Source organism: Paenibacillus algorifonticola (assembly GCF_000971975.1).
Lineage (GTDB): Bacteria > Bacillota > Bacilli > Paenibacillales > Paenibacillaceae > Pristimantibacillus > Pristimantibacillus algorifonticola.
The window spans coordinates 250,221-268,435 of record NZ_LAQO01000007.1; the positions used below are offsets into that span (position 1 = coordinate 250,221).

Sequence of the window (18,215 nt, forward strand, 5' to 3'; positions counted from 1 at the left end):
CAGCGTCAATGTTCGATATTTTGCGCTGCTAAAGCTTATTCTAAATATACATATCTATCCATTCAAGCCTTTGCCATGATATAATCACAAAGCAATAGAATAGTCTAAAAGGGTCGGTCGGCTACCTCTCTACGAAGGGAGGGATGCCCTGTGACAGTTTTCGAAGCAATAATGCTAATGCTTACCTTCGGTACGCTTATCGTGATGCTACTGTCCCATAAACGCAAATAGACCGCCACCCTCGCAAAGGAATGCGGTCTATTTGTAATCTCATTCATTGCGGAGCCTACCGCCCTTAAAAGCGGCTATTGCGCAGAGAGTCGTGTTACCAGCACGGCTCTCTTTGCATTGTACGCATAATCTACGTTCATTATAACACGCACCGTCGACAGATGTCATACAGAATCATTTATAAAGCAATCTAAAGTGTTTATTACACCGTTAGCTTTCATGCAATACGGAAGCAACCGCTTGCCTCCAGCCTTTGTACAGGCGATCGCTCTGGGCTTGCTCCATCACAGGCGAGTAAGCTCTGCGACTTGCACTAGCTGCGCTGCTTAATTGCTCAAGCAGTTGCAGCTCGCTCTCCCAGAAGCCTGTGCCTACGCCGCCCATATAGGCGGAGCCCATAGCGGAAAGCTCTGCTACGCTGGATTTAGCGACGGTTTGTCCGAGCATATCCGCCTGGAACTGCATGAGCACGGCATTGTCCGATGCTCCGCCATCGGCCCGCAGCCCTTTCAGGGCGATGCCGGTCTCCGCCTGCATCAGTTCGGCAGCATCGCGCACCTGATACGCGATGCTTTCCAGGGCGGCGCGCACAATATGCGCCTTGCCCGTTCCCCGGCTCATGCCGGTAATCGCCGCCCGGGCATGCGGCTTCCAATAGGGCGCTCCCAGCCCGACGAAGGCTGGAACAAGATAGACGCCGTCATTGCTTGGCGTCTCCTCAAGCAGCTGCTCCAGCTCGCTAAACGAGCTGAACAGCCCCAGATTATCCCGCACCCAGCGCATGCTGTCGCCGGAGGTGCGAATGACTGCTTCCAGCGCATAGGTGATTTTGCCGCTGAGCCCCCAAGCAATGGCGAGCACCAGCCCATTGCTTGAAGCGACTGGCTTGCTGCCCACGTTCATCAGCACCGACGTTCCGGTGCCATAGGTCGCTTTCGCCATGCCGGGCTCCAGGCACAGCTGCCCGTAAAGCGCAGCCTGTGAATCACCTACGACGCCCGCAATCGGGATGCGCTCAGCGAATAAATCCGAGTCGTTCGTATAACCGAACCGCTCATCCGAGCATTTCACCTCGGGCAGCACAGCAGGCGGAATCCCGAACAGCTCGCATAATTCCACATCCCATTGCAGCGTGTGGATATTAAATAGTGAAGTCCTACTCGCATTCGTATAGTCGGTCGCATGCACTTCCCCGTCCGTCAGCTTCCACAGCAGCCAGCTGTCGATCGTACCGACGAGCAGCCTCCCTGCTGCGAGCAGCTCCTTGGCGCCAGCGGCATGCTCCAGCAGCCAGCCCCATTTTGCCGCTGAGAAATAAGGATCAAGCAGCAAGCCTGTCTTTGCCTGCACTAACGGCTCAAAGCCATCCGCCTTCAGTGCATCGCAGCGCTCCGCAGTACGCTGACACTGCCAGACGATGGCGCGATAAACGGGCTGCCCCGTTTCCTTATCCCACATCACAGCGGTCTCCCGCTGATTCGTAATGGTAAGTGCCGCAAGCTCGCTCGCCACTATGCCTGCCGCTCGCAGTGCTTCCTTCGCTGTCCGCTTCACCTGCTCATAAATTTCCAGCGGATCATGCTCCACCCAGCCTGCTTGCGGATAATACTGCTTATGCTCCGCAGCGCTGCGGGACACAACCTCGCCCGCACGATTAATGACGAGCGCCTTCGTGCCGGAGGTGCTTTGATCAATCGTCAGCAGATAGCTTTTGTCCATGGCCGCTGCCCTCTACTTTCCCAGCATGCCTAGCGCAATCGCCTTTATATTGCTGCTGCTGATGCCATAATGCTCAAACACCTCGGACGTTTTGCCCGCAATCGCCGGCTCATCGGGAATGCCCAAAATCCGCATTGGCACCGGATGCTGCTGCACAACCACCTCAGCGACCGCCGCGCCGAGACCGCCATGGATGCTGTGCTCCTCAACGGTAATGATGCCGCCCGTTTCCCGTGCAGCCCGCACAATCGCTTCCTCGTCAAGCGGCTTGATCGTATGCATATTCAGCACGCGTGCCGACACGCCCGCTTCCGCCAGCTCCGCCTGCGCGTCCAGAGCGATTCTTACCGTTTCTCCCGTCGCGATAATCGTAATATCCGTGCCTTCACGCATCGTCACTGCCTTGCCGATGACAAACTCATAGTCATCCGACTCGTAGCTGTCTTCGACAGGATTACGCCCAATACGGACGTACACGCCGCCTTCATGCACGGCAAGCGCTTCGGTCATCCGCTTCGTCTCATGGCGATCCGCCGGCAAAATAATCGCCAGCCCTGGAATCGCCCGCGCTACGGCAATATCCTGCACCGAATGGTGCGACATGCCGAGTGCGCCGTAGCTAACGCCGCCACTAATGCCAACCAGCTTCACATTCGTGCCGGAATAAGCGACATCGACTTTTATTTGTTCAATGCTGCGCATGCTCAGGAAGCAGGCCGGTGACGTCACGAAGGGCTTTTTGCCGCTGTGGGCAAGACCTGCTGAGATGCCGACAATATTTTGCTCCGCGATGCCGACCTCTACAAACTGCTCGGGATAAGCATTCGCGAAAGGTGCCATTGCCGCCGAGCCGCGCGAATCGCTCGCCAGCACCATAATATCTTTATCCTCCTGCGCCAGCGTTAACAGCGTCTCGCAAATGACTTGCCGATTCGGTATTTTATTCGCCATCGCTTATTGCACCTGCCCTTCCTGTGTGTAGCTGCTGATGACGGCTTCAAGCTCGGCAAGCGCCTGCGCCAGCTCCGCATCATTAGGTACATGATGATGCCAATGCGGCACATTTTCAGCAAAAGAAACTCCTTTGCCCTTCACCGTATTCGCCATGACAAGCGTCGGTTTGCCCGCCGCAGCTGGAGCAGCCTCGAATGCCTCTACAAGCGCACCCATGTCATTGCCATCGATCGAGACGACATGCCAGCCGAAAGCGGCCCATTTTTCCTCTAGCGGCTCCAGTCCCATGACCTCTTCCGTTGTACCGCTAATTTGCAGCCGATTGCGGTCGATAATGCCAACCAAATTGTCGAGCTTATAATGTGCGCCAGCCATCGCTGCTTCCCAGACGGAGCCCTCCGCCTGCTCGCCGTCGCCCATTAAGCAAAATACACGGCTCGCTCTCGCATCCTTCTTCGCCGCAAGCGCCATGCCTACCGATATCGCCAGTCCGTGCCCTAGCGCACCCGTGTTCATCTCAATGCCCGGCACCTTGTTGTTCGGGTGGCCGATGAGCCTCGTTCCAAACTGACTAAACGTCGCAAGCTCCTCCTTCGGGAAAAAGCCGCGGTCGGCCAAAATGCACCACAATGATTCAACGGAATGGCCTTTGCTTGCAATAAAGCGGTCGCGCTCCTGCCATTTTGGCCGGGCTGGATCAATGTTCATAATTTTATAATATAAGGCCGTCAAAATATCCGTATTGCTCAATGAGCCGCCTGTATGCCCCGTTTTTGCACCGTGAATCATGCGCAGCAAATCCATCCGGATTTGTGCTGCCTTGCCTTTGAGCTCATTTATGCTGATCGCTTTGTTGCTCCCCATTGAAAGCCCCTCCTCGTCCTTGTCCTCTACCTTGTTCCCGCTCTCGTTGCCGTTACAAGCCCGCGCCGCGCAGCCATGCCTGAATTTCCCGCTCTGTCGGATCAACGGCATCTGGCTTCAAGCCAGGAATATATTGACACGCTTCATACAGCGCTGGAATCGCATTGGCATGAATGCCGACGGAGTGGTGTACATAAGGGCCTTTGACCAATTTTTCTTCCCATAGCGGCCAATCATTGACCTCAACCCATACATACGAGCCGCGCGTATAAGGTCCTTGAATGCCACGGGCTTTGCCCAAAAACAGCTGGTATTCGCCATGGTCGCCATCGAAGCGGGCCAGCGTCATGCCGCCGCCTTTAATTTCGCCCTCATGCGTTCCCGGCGAATGATCGTCAAACAGAAAGTGCTTGCGCAGCTTTGGCTTGTTCTCGACAGACAAGGAAACCGGGAAGTTGCCGCAATGAAACAGCAGCTCGCCGTTTGCATTTTCCGGATGGCGTACGGTCAAATCTGCAAAGAAGGTCGGATGCTGATTCATCGTTGCCGCCTGTACCATGACCGACGTAATAGCGCCATGAATGTCCGTTTCGCAGGTCACTGGAATTTGCTCATCGGTGAGGATCGCATTCGCAAGGCAAGGCATGATGCCCATTGCATCCTGCAAGGAGGACCAGCATTGGATCGCGATTGCCGTGCTGCCGGTTTGCAGCGCATATTGCTTCATCGCAACCTTCAGCGCCGCAATACGGCGCACATCAGCCTCCGTAACCTCCGACCAGTCAAGCTTTGCTTTAATGTAGTCTATCGCTTCCGCAAGCTCCGAGCTGCTGCCCTTCTCAATGCGCTGCGAGGCGCGCTGAATGTCGACGAGCGTAATCGGATGAATCTCGATGCCGAACCGTTCCAGCAGCTCGCCTTCATTGCACATCATCGTCCAAAAGGAGGATGGGCGCGGCCCGATTTGCAAAATTCTTAAGGAGCGAAATTTGCGAACGACATTCGCCGCCGCAATAAAGTTTGTGAAGCCGCGCTCAAACACCGGATCATCGACTCGGGTGTTCGTCACATAGGTGAACGGAACATTGAAGCGGCGCAGCACCTTGCCGGAAGCGAACAGCCCGCACTGGGTGTCGCGCAGCCGCATGCCGTCCTCAAGCGGCGACTCATCGCGAGGGCCCCACAGCAGCACCGGCTTGCCAAGCGCCTTGCCTACACGGGCAACGGTATCTTCGGTGCCGAAGTTGCAATGCGGGAAAAACACCGCATCGACATTTTCACGCCGGAAATGCTCCGCAATCTCATCTGCGTTAATATGATCATCATAGAGCAGCCCCTCGCTGTTGAGACCCTCCAGGTCGACAATGTCTATATCCATGCCGAAGCTTTCGATTTTTTCCTTAATGAGCACCTTATACCGAAACGCATCCTCTGCACTAAACACAAACCGTCTTGTTGGCGCGTAGCCAAGCTTCAACTTTTTCACTGCTGACTCCCCCTTGTTGACTCGTAATGTTCGATTAGGCCAAGCTATTCTCCGTTCATATCTGCGCGCCGCATTTGGATCGCCATGTAAGGCTTGCCCGGCAGCTCAATGCGGAACGTTCCTTCATAGGTACCAGCCTGCTTGGTCACCGTCATGCTCCACGTATCCAGCACCTCTACCTCATACGCGATGCCCGGCTTCATCGTAAAATTCCGGTAGCGCGGCTGATTAAAGCCGTAATAAAACAAATAATAAGTGTCGGCAATGCCCGCCGATGGGGCATCCCACTCCGACAGCAGCGGATTCAAGCCCTGCTCCGGCCCTTCCTCCAGCACCTTTTTCAGAAAAGCAATCCGCTCCGGACTCGTGCCATGCAGCTTGCCGCCCTTCGACCACCACAAAATGTCCTCCGGGTGCAAATACGTCTCCCCATGACCGACATAGCCGCCGCGAACCGCACCTTCCCAGAAACGGCGCACCATCTCCTCGCCCGAAATATTGCCCCAGCCCATATCGATGTCGCCTTCATAACCACATTCGTCAATGACGATCGGCTTGTTCCATTCCTTGCGCCACTGGTCGGTGTTTTCCGCTGTCCGGTAAACATCCACCCGCTGGACGCTGCAATGCGTCACCCAAGGACGGGTATAGTCATAAAAGCCAAAGCAGTTGTGAATCGAGATGAGGTGCCCATATGGGTCATCGCCGGTCACGATCTGGGCAAAACGCTCCCAATCCGACTCCTCCTTCGCCCACATCAGGTCGTATTCATTCGCGAGCGACCACCAGACGTTGCGGTAAGCCGCCAGACGCGCCGTAATATAGCGCAAGTAGCGGTCATCCGCCGCCTTCGGCATTTCTGAAAAGCCCCAACGGTCATACGCATGGAATAAAATCAAATCCGCTTCAATGCCCAGCTTGCCTAAATCCGCAATCCGCTGCTCCAAATGGCGGAAATACGCCGGATTAAAGCGCGTGAAGTCCCATTGTCCATCTGCCAAGCGCTCAAACGGATAAAGCGGGGGTTCATTATCATTAAAGAGGTAAGCTTTGGGAAATACGCACATCCGCAGCTTGTTGAAAGGCGTCTGCGCGAGCGTAGCGAGCGTCTGCTCCTCCAGCTCCTGCCCCTGATGCGTCCACGCATAACAGGTTGTTCCTACAGGCAAATAACGGCTGCCATCCTCGTAGGCAAAATGATATGTGTCCGCTACCCGCACCGGACCGTGGTTCCCCGCTTCGGCGCTGCCGCAGACAAAGCTGCCGGCTATGCCGTTCATGGCGCGGATGCTGCTGCTTGTGCGGTAGCGCCACTCGCCCTCGGCATCTGGCATAAAGCGCACGCGATAGATGCCGTCGCCGTCATAGAAGCCTTGGGCAGTCAGGCTTCTATCGCCTTGGCTGAACACGGCGCTGATCGCCGCGTCCGTGAAAGGATTGCCATGGGCCGGGCCATGAAGCTCCAGCTCATATACGCTCCAGCGCGCCGCTTCATCAGGCGCAAGCAGCTTTGCCGATCCCTCAGCCTCTAACGGTGCCCCCGCCGCGGACTGTGCTGCTAATGCTTCCTGGCTTTCATTGCCTAAAGCAGAGGCAGCCTCCTGTGCTGCATCATCCTCGGTTACGTATTCAACGCCTGCAAGCTCACCCAGCACCTTCGCCACCCATTCCGGTGAGCGCATTAAGGCTTGGTTTGAGGTTGCAAAGATTGGCAAAGTGCGCATTTTGATAAAAGAAAGATAAGGTGAATGCTCCAATTCAGGAGCATGCTTCAGCAAAACCTTCCGCCCCTCCGGGCTCGCCCAAATATATCCGATCTTGGTTTCCTCACTAAAAATCATCATCGCATCCTCCTATTGGCTGCTGCTTTTAGCCTATTATAAGTTTAGTTAAAGAAACTAAACTAAACGCTAAACGATTGATGGACTTTTCCTGCATTCATATCCCCAATTTAGCAGCAAAACGACGTCCAGTCAATAAGTTTATATAAATAAAACGCTTTAATTTAGTATATTAACTAAATAATTTAGCTAAACCACGATTGCGCATTGCAATTAATGCGCGCTGGATATACACTAAACTTACTAAACTAACGGCTTGAGGCTTGAAGGGAGATTAACCTATTGTGAAAATGGAAGACATCGCCGCCCTTGCAGGCGTATCGAAATCAGCAGTTTCGCTTGCTTTCAGCGGCAAGCCGGGAATCGGACAGGAAACCCGCGAGCGTATTTTGCAGGTTGCCAAGGAAAATGGCTACTTGCCTAAAACGCGAGCCGCGCAGCCGGAAGCCTCCAGCAAATCGCTGACCTTTCTCGTTTTAGCCAACTCCGGCATTGTACTGGAGCAATATTATCAGCAGCCTTTTTTCCGCGAGCTCATTCACTACATAGAGGTGCGGTGCCGTGCCAAGGGCTATTCGCTGCTGTTTACGTCGATTGACGTCAACGCTTTTTCCAGTGACAGCCATGCCTTGGCGGAGGATATCCGCAGCGAAGGCGTCATTTTGCTCGGCACGAACCTCGATAGGGGGCAAATTGCAAGCTTGGCTGACCGCTTGCCCGCGCAGCTGGTTGTGCTTGATACCTGCTTTGAAACGCTTCCCGTCCATTTCATTGCGATTAACAATGTGATGGGCGGTTACCAGGCGGGTGAGCATCTATGCCAGCTTGGCCACGAGCATATCGGCTATTTGGCTTCCAATGTGCGGATTAGCAATTTTGATGATCGGCGCAAAGGGTTTTTGTCCGCTTTAGAGGAGCGGGGATTGTCGATCGACGAGAACGATATTTTCTCCGTTGCCCCGACGATAACCTCATTTCAGGAGGAGCTGAAAAATCAGCTCGCCGCCTATCAAGCTGCCGGCCGCCTGCTCCCGACCGCATTTTTCTGCGAGTGCGACTATATCGCGATCAGCGCCATTAAGACGCTGACCGACCTTGGATTCCGCGTTCCAGAGGACACATCTGTCGTTGGCTTCGACAACATTTCCGAGGCGCGAATTGTTTCGCCGGAGCTCACGACCGTTCATGTTGAAAAAGAGCGCATGGCCCATTTGGCCGTCGATTTGGCGATTGAAGCCATTGAACAGGACCATGCGGTCAAAACCAAAATTGCCGTCGACACGCAGTTTATCGTACGCCACTCGTCCAGCGCGCCATCCACTGCTGCGGTTTTGTCCAAACCAACCATGTAAGCTTTCACAAAACAGTGCCGGTTCAGCAGCCTATCTATGTCGATCTATGACGAATAGCCCTTCCAGGAACGCGTAGAGCGAGAGCCAGGAGGGCTATTTTTTCAACCTATTTTGCATTTGCATGATTAAGCAGCTTGTTTAGATCAACTAGGGTGTGTATGCAAAACTGAGTCGACCTACTGCTCCTTGCTTAGCGCTTACTGAGGCCAATCTCATCTGACGCTTCAAGGCCGGGGAACCGCAGCCTGCGATTGTTGCTGAGGCCACGCTGCTCGGGACGCTCACTTCTTTTTTTGAAGGACTGAGGTTCCGCTATTCTGGCTTTTGATCCGAATTCAAGCCTTAAGCGGACAGGAAATCTGTTATCGCCCTCCTCATCCCGGCAAAATGGCCATTTGCAGCGCATTAGCGGCTCCTGAGTCCGCAAGCTGTGCCATAACCCGTGATCCCGTTGAAATAGCGGCTTCTGTGTCCACCATGTCTATCCTTGTTCAGGGTGTAACGGGTTAACCCCTTAAACGAAGAGCACGGAGCTGCCTTTCGCTACGTATGCTCACCTTAATGAGGGGTGACATTCCCGGTAGTAGCGGGATTATGTTTGACGCTAAATTCGATCAGCATCTGGCTCGCTTACGTTTGCATACACGCCCTAGGCACAGCTGCGCCTTTTATTTGTACGAATATGCCTCAATATAAAGAGCCGAAGCGTAATCGCCTACCGCAATGCGATACGCAGACTCGTCGCCGTTCAGCACTCTGCCCCGCACCCACTCATCTTGCTCGAACGTTCCTTCATCCACGCGGATCAAGCCGACCTTCGCGCGGTCGCCCTGTTTGGGCAGCAGCTCCACCGAAAAGCCGATCCCGGCGAAAATAAACCGCTCGTCGGACAGCTCAATGACGAGCCCGCCCGCCGGAGGTGTTCCTTCTACTGCCCGTTTGTAGGACAGCTTTACATCGTAGCGGGAAAAGGATAGTATACAGCCGCTATCGTTTTGCTGGATAAAACCGGTCATTTTTCCCGTGCCTCTATTTTGCTGGATCAGCCCAAGCATTCCTCCCAGCAGCTTATAGCTTGCCGCAAGGTACGGGCCTGTTCCATTCACGATAAACCCGGAAAAATCAATATTCAGCGCCATCATTATGCTGAAATCTGGCCCGCCGCTTGCAGCTTCCTCGGGAAAAAAGCCTTCTATGCCGAACGGCGCAAAGCCTAGTGCATCATGCTTGCCGATCGCGTAAAACACATTGGCCGCCGATGAAACGTCACGCCGCGCCTCAGGGATGAACAGCGGGTTGCCATCCTGCGTGTATTCCTGACATACGTCCGCGAAGCTGGACAAATAAATATCCGGCGCGTACAGGCAAAGGGTTGGTGCCGCAAGCTTCCACATTTTCATCACCTTGGCGACTGGCCCGCCGCTCGGATACGTGCCTGGGCGCCATGGATATTGCTCCAGCCATGCATTGACGAACATCGGCAGCGGATATTGCTCACTGCCCGCACTCGCGATGCGTTCAACCGCATGCGCATAATGGTACGCCATAAACCATTCGCCTGCATTCGTTCCAAAAGCTTGCTGCCAGCTTCCCTGCACGCCATATGCCTCAGCTGCCTGCTTCGGAACCTCCGCTTCAAACACGGCATTCGCTGTTGCCGAATGATCTCGCTCACTGCCTAAAAAGCCGATTTCGTTTTCCACCTGCAGCATAATAACGGTGTGGGTTCCCTCATCAAACGCTTTAAGAAACGCCATCAGACGCTTGAAGGCTGCCGCATCAGCCGTTACCGCCGCTTCGCACAGCGGAGAAATCGTATCCGAGGGCGAGCCATCGGCATAGCAGGCACGGAAATACGTCACATAATCCCGCTTCACCCAGCTTGGCACATAGCTGGACTTGCCGTTTTTCCATAAGCCGAACCAAAGCAGCACTAAGCGAATATTTTCCGCACGAGCCTGCTCAATTAAGCCTTCAACCAGTGAAAAATCAAACGTTCCCTGCTCTGGCTCTATTAATTCCCAATAAACCGGGGCAATAATCGTATTTAAATTCAGCTTGCGGACTTCCGGCCACACTTTCTCCTGCATGTATGCAAGATTTGAAGCGCTCGAATTGTGAATTTCCCCGCCAAGCGCAAGGTAAGGCTCGCCATTTACGTACAAGGTGGATGTTCCATTCCCGCTCACCAAATGAGGGATATGCTTCATTGTGTCTAACCCCTTCCGTTCCAATAGTCTACGTATAGAAGCGCGGTGAAAAAGGAGCTGTACTCCATCGTTTTCACCACGCTTCCATTTAAAGGCTTTACAAATTCAACTGCTGCTTTAGTTCTCAGTCCTTAAGCCTTCGGCTTTACAAGCAGCTGCACGGGCCCAATTAGACCACCTGGCTCCTGCTGCATAAAACGCGAGAAGAAATCCTTTTGCTGCTTGCCCAGCGTATTGGTCACTTCAATGACAAGCTGGTTCGTTCCCGGCTGAATGGCCGTGCCCGCTGCAAAGCGATAAGGCGGAGCAATCGCCGTACCCAGCTTCACGCCATTCACCGTTGCCACCGCCGTCTCAAACGCGGCACCCAAATCAACATACAGCGGCTGGCCCTCGCCATCCCAATCGAAGGCAAGCTCATAACGAATCGTTCCGGTGAAATCCGGCAGAAGGTGCGGAGCGTTGATATTTTCCAGCTCGCTCAGCTTGCCGTAGCTTTCAAATACCGGATATTGCAGCGAACCGGAGGTCGAAACCTTCCATTCTCCAGACAGCTCTACCGGCACGCATGCTGTACAATCGGGCAGCGTCTGCGCCGTCGCGTGCGGCAGCTCTTCGCCAGACAGCACGATCAAAGTCTCATAAGCGCTCAGCCTTACTCTCAGTCGGCTCACGCCATCAGCTTGCTCTACGTTTGCTTCGCTCAGCTGATTGTCAAAGGCGTTATAAATCATCATCCGAGCGGAGGCCTTAAAGCTGACGACCGTATCCACCGTCTCATAAGGATGCTCATTGAAAAAGAAATATACATCGCAGTCCTGATGCCCATAATGATAATAGCGCAAGTACGGCGCGGCATTCGCCGTCTCGATATCATACATGCCTTCATGGCGGAGCTTCGCCGCAAGCTCAGCAAGCGGAACAATCGCTGCGTGAGCCAGCGCTTTCAGGCGCTTAAGCTCCGCTGCTTCTCTACCGCCCTCAATCGTCCGGGCAGGCAGCCCATCTACAAACAGCACCTTCAGCCCTGCTTCCGCAAGCTTGGCCAATTCCTCTACGACCACTGCCGGCAGCGCTTCAGCATAAGGCACGATGAGGCATTGATACTCCTCATTGGCCACAAGCAGCTCGCCGCTGCTCACCGTGGCAGCCCCAGCTGCCAGAAGATCAAACGGAATAACATCGCAATCGATTTGTGCCTGCATCAGCGCCTTGATCGGCTTCTGGATCAGCATGGCCTCAGCGCCCGACCACTCCGCATCCGCATGGTATAATACCGCCGCCGTCGCATAATGGCGTCCCCCGTTCAGCAGATGGCTGATGCGGTTCGTATAATCATTCAGCTGGCGATAATACCGATATTGCGGATTTTCGCCGTGTGCATATAGATGCGGCGGGCAGTCGGCATCGGGGAACTCTTTTTGAGAAAAGGCATGGGGCACGAAATAGTTAATGCCGCGAACGAGCATATGGTCGGTCAGCCATTTCATCAGCTTGAGGCCTTCGCTCCAGCCGTAGGCACCGAATACTTCGCACATCGCCCGGCCCTTTTTCTTCGGATCGATATGCGCCAGTGACGAGCCAAGCTTGGCGAGGGCATAATGGAAAAACTCGCTGTCCGTTTCCCCGGCAATCCACGTGAACGGCACCTCGTCAAAGCCCGGCATAATTTGATGCAGCACAACATCAATGCCTGCCATATCCTGGCCCCACATCGAGCGGAAGAAATGTCCCGGCCCGCAGCCGAGCCGCGCATGCACATTGTTGTCTTCAATAATATGTCCGATATATTCGACGCCGCGCTCGCGGCACCAGTCGCCCAGCTTGCCGCTGAAATGCTCGGCATACAGCTTGCTGACCGTATTCATGAACGTATAGCGCAGCGCTTCCGTCTGCTCGCCGCCCTCGTACCACAGCAGCGGCAGCATTGCCGCAACAGGCTGTCCGAACTCGGCGGACAGCAGCTCCAGCATGTCATGACACCAAGGCAGGACGATGCCCTTTTTGCCTAATCGGGAGTTGAAGTCAAACGTCGTTTTATCGTTGTAGAAGCCCGGCTCATCGGAGAAAAACCCGGCCAGCGTCTTGCCAAAATCATCCCGATACCGCTCGTAGTAGCCCTCATAAATCGCATCGATTAACACCTGCGTAGACTCCGGCACAATCGGATTAATATAGTTCCGTTTCGCTTCCTCTGCGCCTTCCGCTGTCTCAATCAGAACGAAAATGCGCCAGAAGCCCTCAGGAATATCCCAGTAAAGCACGTTATTTTGCACGCTGGACGTCAGCTCGATAAATCCGCTAAGCTGCTCAGCAGCTGTAACGCCCGGCTTCCCTTCACGCTTGACCGCTACAACCGTGACGAGCTTATCGCCTGGCTGGAGCAGCGTATTCAGCAGGAAGGAGGCTTGCGGTGCTGGACCAACAGCATCGATATGCCGCTCCGCCAAATACGTTCTGCGCAGCTCAGCCGGAGCTTCCTTCAGCTTGCCCGCCGCATGTCCCGTCGGAAAATGGTCGTCATCGAAAAACCACACCTTCATGCCGCGGCTGCGCGCCTCGTCCATAATGATATCGATATCCCGCCACCAGCCGGGACCAAGCATATCCGGATGGGGACGCGATTCCACAATGACCGCCTTGATGCCTGACGCAGCAATTCGCTCCATCTCCTCGCGGATCTGTCCTTCTTCCTCGCCACGCTGCCACAGCAGCGGCATAATATAATTTTCTTCTTCGCCTGCCAGAACATGACGTAAGCGTTCAGCCATTATCGCTGTCCTCCTATCCTTTTACCGCGCCAATTGTAATGCCTTTAACAAAATATTTTTGGAAAAATGGATAGGCGATAAGAATGGGAATGACGCCGACTACTGCAATCGCCATCCGAACGGTACCACTCGGCATTTTGGCCATGCTTTGGCCCGCATTGGAGCCAAGGCCGCTGTTCGACAGAAATTGAATGTCTGTCAGTATCCGGTTCAAAATGTTCTGGATGCTGAACAGCTTCGGATCTGTTAAATAAACGAGCCCGTTAAACCAGTCATTCCAATAGCCAATCGTCTGGAACAAGCCAATCGTTGCCAAAATCGGCAGCGACAGCGGCAGCACGATCGAACGGAACGTTTTGAATTCAGTCGCCCCGTCGATGTAAGCCGATTCCAAAATCGGGACAGGAATGGATGTAATGAAGAACGTGCGCATGAGCATAACGTTAAAGCCGTTCATCAGGAGGCCCGGAATAATGAGCGCCCAGATCGTATTTTTAATATCGAGATATTGGGTGTAAATTAAGTAGGTTGGCACAAGCCCACCGTTGAACAGCATCGTGAAAAAGACGAAAAACGCCAGTGGGTTGCGCAGCGGAATATCTCTTCTCGACAGCGGATAAGCAAGCATGGACGTAATCACCAAGCTGACCGACGTTCCAAGAACGGTAACCAATATCGTAATGCCATAAGCCCGCAGCAATTCCTGCGATTGATCAAGCAAATAACCGTAGGCCGTCAAGCTGAACTGTTTTGGAAAAAAGGAATAGCCATTGCTGATAATCGCCTGTTCATCGGTGAAAGAGGATATAACCAGCAGGGCGAAGGGCAGCAGGCAAGCAAGCGAAACGGCCATCATAAATACATTTGCCGCCCACTGCCATAATTTATTTTCATGCGTCATGTCATTCACTCCTTAGAATAATGCGTTGTCTTTGTTGATTTTGCGTACAATATAATTAGCTAGCAGAACCAGAATGAATCCGACCAAGGATTGATACAAGCCTGCCGCAGAGGACATCCCGATATCACCGAGCTGCATCAAGCCGCGATACACGTAAGTGTCAATAACGTTTGTCGTATCACTGAGCGCACCTGCGTCCATCGGAACCTGATAAAACAAGCCGAAGTCGGAGTAAAAAATCCGGCCGATCGCAAGCAGCGTCATCATCGTAATGACCGGCGAAATGAGCGGCAGCGTAATCGATTTAATTTGCTGCCATTTGGATGCCCCATCTAGCGTTGCCGCTTCATAATATTCCTGATCGATTCCGATAATAGCTGCCAAATAAACGACGCAGTAGAAGCCAACGCTTTTCCACACATGCACGATTGTCAATATATACGGCCAGTATTGCGCCTCGCTGTACCAGGAAATAGCGTCGAGTCCCAGAAGTGGAAGCACCGTCTTATTCATAAAGCCCGTTTCAATGCTAAGCACCGCGTATACCAAATAGCTGACAATAACCATGGAAATGAGAAAAGGCAGCAGCACGACGCTTTGATAAAAGCGGGCCATAATTTTACTGCGAATCTCATTGAGCAAAATGGCTATTCCTACCGCAATGACCAAATTCAAAATAATAAAGCCGCCGTTATACAATATCGTGTTCCGCGTAATGATGTAGGCATCTGTCGTTTTGAACAAATATTCAAAGTTTTGCAGCCCGATCCATTCACTGCCCCAAATTCCTTGTGCAAAATTGATGTTTTTGAAGGCAATAATGAGGCCAAACATCGGTGCATAATTGTTAATGATCAAATACGCCAGCCCCGGAAGCATCATCAGAAACAAAGGCAAATAGCGCTTGAACTGTTTCTTTTTCACGTTTGATTTGGCAACCTGCTTTGCCTGCTGGGGAGCTGCCGCTGCCACTTTCCCTTTATTTCCCGTCGTTTGTTCCATAGGTGAACCCCTTCTTTCTTCAGCATGAGCTTGTCGCTCTCTTATACTTTGATGATAGTGCATGCGCCCTTGCGCCCTCTACCGCTCAGACGACTTCTCATTTGCACTATTACGACGCTCCTGCTCCACCATTGAAAGCCTCATACTAGCTGAAAATACAAATAGGCTGTTCCAAGGTCTATTTTCATGACCTTTGGAACAGCCTATTTATTTTCAATGATAGAACTATGACTGCGTTTGAATAAGAATTTTAGCCTGCGCTTTGTCTTTGATGAGCAGCTCCAGACCTTCTTCAACCATGTTGTCCAGCTGGATTTTTTTCGTGATGACCTTTTTAACATCAAGGCGGCCCGAAGCAACCATTGCGATGACTTCAGGGAAAATATGATGGTAGGCATGTCCACTTTGGCTGGGTTCGTGCGAAAAACCGTCCAAATGCTCCGGTAATGGATTATTTTATCAACCGTTTTGAGCACGAATATACGTTCAAGTAGATCGCTTTTATACATGCGAAAAACAACTCAAAAGCTGGCCTTGTGCCTTCTCTTGCCGGGCACAAGGCCTTAGCTTCGCTTCATAGGCAGCGCTTGCCGCTTATCTTCCGCGCTTCGCCTTGGTGCATTTCAGCTGGTAGGTTTTTCCGTATGCTTTGCCATACCGGACGATACGGCGCAGCATGGACTGATCGGCAAGCAGCGAGAACGGACAAACGGCCGGCGCGGTATTCACCTCAAGAATCCATGGTTTAAGCCTCGCATCGATTGCAAAATCGAGGCCCAGTTCCTTGATGCCGGGAGAACCGACGCGCAGCAGCCTCGCTGTACGAAGGCCAAGCCGATCCATGCTTTTCAGCAATTTCCTGCGTCCTGCTGGCCCAGCATGTCGTTTCAGAACATGCACGGTCGAATAGATCGATCCGCCTTGACTGCCATTTGTTACAATTTTGCCCGGGTGGGCCGCTCTGCTAAACGACCCGGTCGCTGCCCAGCCGCCCTGCGGTGCGCGCTGCACCATAAGCCGAATATCGAAGCGGCGTCCTTTATGCTTTAGCAGGCGAATGCCCTTCTGCACCAAATATCGCTCCCCCTTCATTTCCTTGTGAATCGAACGGTAAGCTGCTGCGTAAGTGGTGAAGGTCGATTTTTTCGAACCTAATTGATACGTATACTTCGCCCCCAGCTTCTCCATCTTCATGACCCCGCGCCCCTGTGAGCCCCGTGTCGGCTTCACATAGACCATTCCGTATTGCGTCAGCATGCTGCGCAAGCCGTCCTTCGTCGCCAGCTTCGTCCGCGGGATATGCCTCTTCAGCGTAAAATCCTTCCGCATCACAATCGTTTTGCTCCACTTATCCGCAATAGTCCGGCTTTTGATACTTACGCTTTTGCTTCCTTTGCTACTGCTTCCTTTGCTGCTGCTCCTTGCACGCAAGCCCGTCGATGTCTTCCTGTTCTTCTTCACTTTACCCCTCCATTCTATTCCCTTATTAGCATACGAACCTTTTCGAAAATGGTTGTAGGCCGCTGTCGGCATAGAACGAACCATCAAGCAGAGGCATCATATGCTTATTTAGGGGACCTGTCAGAGGCGACCTCTCAGGATGCTTTTCCAATCCCCAATACGTTACCTTTACATTAGTTAGGAGGCTTATGCAAAGATGGAGCCCATACAGAAGCTTCAGCAGCATCTTGCTCATATTTGCCATTTTCATCCTTGGTATAGGGAGCTGCTTGAAGAGCGCGGCATTGATTCGAATGCAGCCGCATTGTCAGAACTGCCGCTCATGACAGCGGAAAGGTTGGAGATGCATTATTTCACGCAGGAGCAGCGGTCGGAAGCAGGACTTTCCGTATACCGAACGTCGGGAACGTCCTCGGGCATACGCAAAGCGATTTACTATTCTCCGGAGGATGACGAGCAATACAACGCCAGCAAAGCAGCCTGCTTCCGGGAGTGGCTGGCAAGGAGTCCAGCTGTTGTCACAAGAGCGCTGGCCGATATGGGAACCGGGCATGCCGCTAGCACCGCCATTACGATCTTTCAGCAGCTTGGCTTCCAAGCGGACTCGCTTTCCTTCGCCCTTCCAATAGAAGAGCATATTAAGCGTCTAGAGGATTTTCGCCCGGAGCTGCTGTATACGATGCCTTCCATTCTCGATGCCATTGCTGCCGCCGCGCCAGATCCGCAAGCCTTCGGCATACAGAAAATAATTATTGTCGGCGAAATTGCGCCGCCAGCCTGGCAGGCCAATATGGCTGCGCGGTTCGGCATCGGCGCTCACGATATTCTCGACACCTACGGCTCCATCGAGATCGGCGCCATTGCTTCCTACTCCCATGAGCATGGAGTTTATGTATTAGATGCTGGCATCCATGCTGAAGCACTCCGTGCTGATGAAGTAGATCCGCGCTTTGAAACGCTGGAGGACAATGAAGCGGTGCTTGTGCTTACGTCATACAAGCGTACCTTGTTTCCCGCCGTCCGTTATGTCACCTACGATGTGGTTAGGGATTTCGGCACTGTCACAATCGATGGACATTTAAGGCAAACGTTCAGCTGTATCTCGAAACGGATCGGAACCGACCTGAAGCACGGGGAAAAAATAAGCCTCTACGACATCGAAAGCGTCGTCCAGCAATTCGTCAAGGATGCAGAGCTGCGCGTCCGGCTGCGCGACAATAAGCTGTCAGTCCATATTCGCAGCAAAACGCTGGACGATGGCATGCTTGTCGTTATACAGCAGGCTATTGAGCAAAAAATTGAAGCGATTGGTCAAATGATTCGGGGTCGCATGCTGTCCGGCATCGTGGTGACGCGGGCAGCGGAAGATGAGACGCTGGAGCGGGGAACGGTCAAGTCGAAAAAACTTTATTATTAGGAGGCG

The 18,215-nt window shown here is 53.0% G+C and carries 14 protein-coding genes; 3 read left to right on the plus strand and 11 right to left on the minus strand.

Annotation, left to right across the window (positions count from 1 at the left end):
* The first annotated feature begins 150 nt into the window (after positions 1–150).
* Entirely contained in the window at positions 151–231 is an 81-nt protein-coding gene (locus tag WH37_RS37420) for a putative holin-like toxin (protein WP_414811846.1), read from the plus strand.
* Between the two features lie 210 nt (positions 232–441).
* On the opposite strand, the gene glpK is transcribed toward WH37_RS37420, so the two are convergent.
* From glpK to WH37_RS16030, 5 genes are all read right to left on the minus strand, one after another.
* Entirely contained in the window at positions 442–1,950 is a 1,509-nt protein-coding gene (glpK, locus tag WH37_RS16010) for a glycerol kinase GlpK (RefSeq protein WP_046231594.1), read from the minus strand.
* A gap of 12 nt (positions 1,951–1,962) precedes the next feature.
* Positions 1,963–2,901 (minus strand): transketolase family protein, encoded by a 939-nt coding sequence (locus tag WH37_RS16015; protein ID WP_046231595.1) that lies wholly within the window; start codon positions 2,899–2,901, stop codon positions 1,963–1,965.
* A gap of 3 nt (positions 2,902–2,904) precedes the next feature.
* A complete protein-coding gene (locus tag WH37_RS16020; RefSeq protein ID WP_177217968.1) occupies positions 2,905–3,750 on the minus strand; it encodes a transketolase in 846 nt (281 codons plus the stop codon).
* 70 nt (positions 3,751–3,820) lie between these two features.
* The gene (locus WH37_RS16025; RefSeq protein ID WP_046231597.1) at positions 3,821–5,254 is read right to left on the minus strand and encodes an L-fucose/L-arabinose isomerase family protein; all 1,434 of its coding nucleotides are present in this window, start codon (positions 5,252–5,254) and stop codon (positions 3,821–3,823) included.
* A gap of 44 nt (positions 5,255–5,298) precedes the next feature.
* A complete protein-coding gene (locus WH37_RS16030; RefSeq protein ID WP_046231598.1) occupies positions 5,299–7,095 on the minus strand; it encodes a DUF5605 domain-containing protein in 1,797 nt (598 codons plus the stop codon).
* A 284-nt stretch (positions 7,096–7,379) separates the two neighbouring features.
* Here WH37_RS16030 and WH37_RS16035 point away from each other — a divergent pair, with 284 nt between their 5' ends.
* The gene (locus WH37_RS16035; RefSeq protein WP_177217951.1) at positions 7,380–8,447 is read left to right on the plus strand and encodes a LacI family DNA-binding transcriptional regulator; all 1,068 of its coding nucleotides are present in this window, start codon (positions 7,380–7,382) and stop codon (positions 8,445–8,447) included.
* A 668-nt stretch (positions 8,448–9,115) separates the two neighbouring features.
* Here WH37_RS16035 and WH37_RS16045 read toward each other — a convergent pair.
* From WH37_RS16045 to WH37_RS16065, 6 genes are all read right to left on the minus strand, one after another.
* Positions 9,116–10,657, minus strand: coding sequence for a GH35 family beta-galactosidase (locus WH37_RS16045; RefSeq protein ID WP_046231600.1), 1,542 nt, complete (start codon positions 10,655–10,657; stop codon positions 9,116–9,118).
* Positions 10,658–10,788: 131 nt separating this feature from the next.
* Positions 10,789–13,428, minus strand: a complete 2,640-nt coding sequence (locus WH37_RS16050; RefSeq protein ID WP_046231601.1) for a glycosyl hydrolase — start codon at positions 13,426–13,428, stop codon at positions 10,789–10,791.
* A 13-nt stretch (positions 13,429–13,441) separates the two neighbouring features.
* A complete protein-coding gene (locus tag WH37_RS16055) occupies positions 13,442–14,329 on the minus strand; it encodes a carbohydrate ABC transporter permease (protein ID WP_046231602.1) in 888 nt (295 codons plus the stop codon).
* 12 nt (positions 14,330–14,341) lie between these two features.
* Positions 14,342–15,211, minus strand: coding sequence for an ABC transporter permease (locus WH37_RS16060; RefSeq protein ID WP_414811847.1), 870 nt, complete (start codon positions 15,209–15,211; stop codon positions 14,342–14,344).
* A gap of 345 nt (positions 15,212–15,556) precedes the next feature.
* Positions 15,557–15,766 (minus strand): hypothetical protein, encoded by a 210-nt coding sequence (locus tag WH37_RS35580; RefSeq protein ID WP_143088489.1) that lies wholly within the window; start codon positions 15,764–15,766, stop codon positions 15,557–15,559.
* A gap of 159 nt (positions 15,767–15,925) precedes the next feature.
* Entirely contained in the window at positions 15,926–16,792 is an 867-nt protein-coding gene (locus WH37_RS16065) for a YheC/YheD family protein (RefSeq protein WP_231594251.1), read from the minus strand.
* 196 nt (positions 16,793–16,988) lie between these two features.
* Here WH37_RS16065 and WH37_RS16070 point away from each other — a divergent pair, with 196 nt between their 5' ends.
* Positions 16,989–18,209 (plus strand): phenylacetate--CoA ligase family protein, encoded by a 1,221-nt coding sequence (locus tag WH37_RS16070; protein WP_046231604.1) that lies wholly within the window; start codon positions 16,989–16,991, stop codon positions 18,207–18,209.
* The last annotated feature ends 6 nt before the right edge of the window (positions 18,210–18,215 follow it).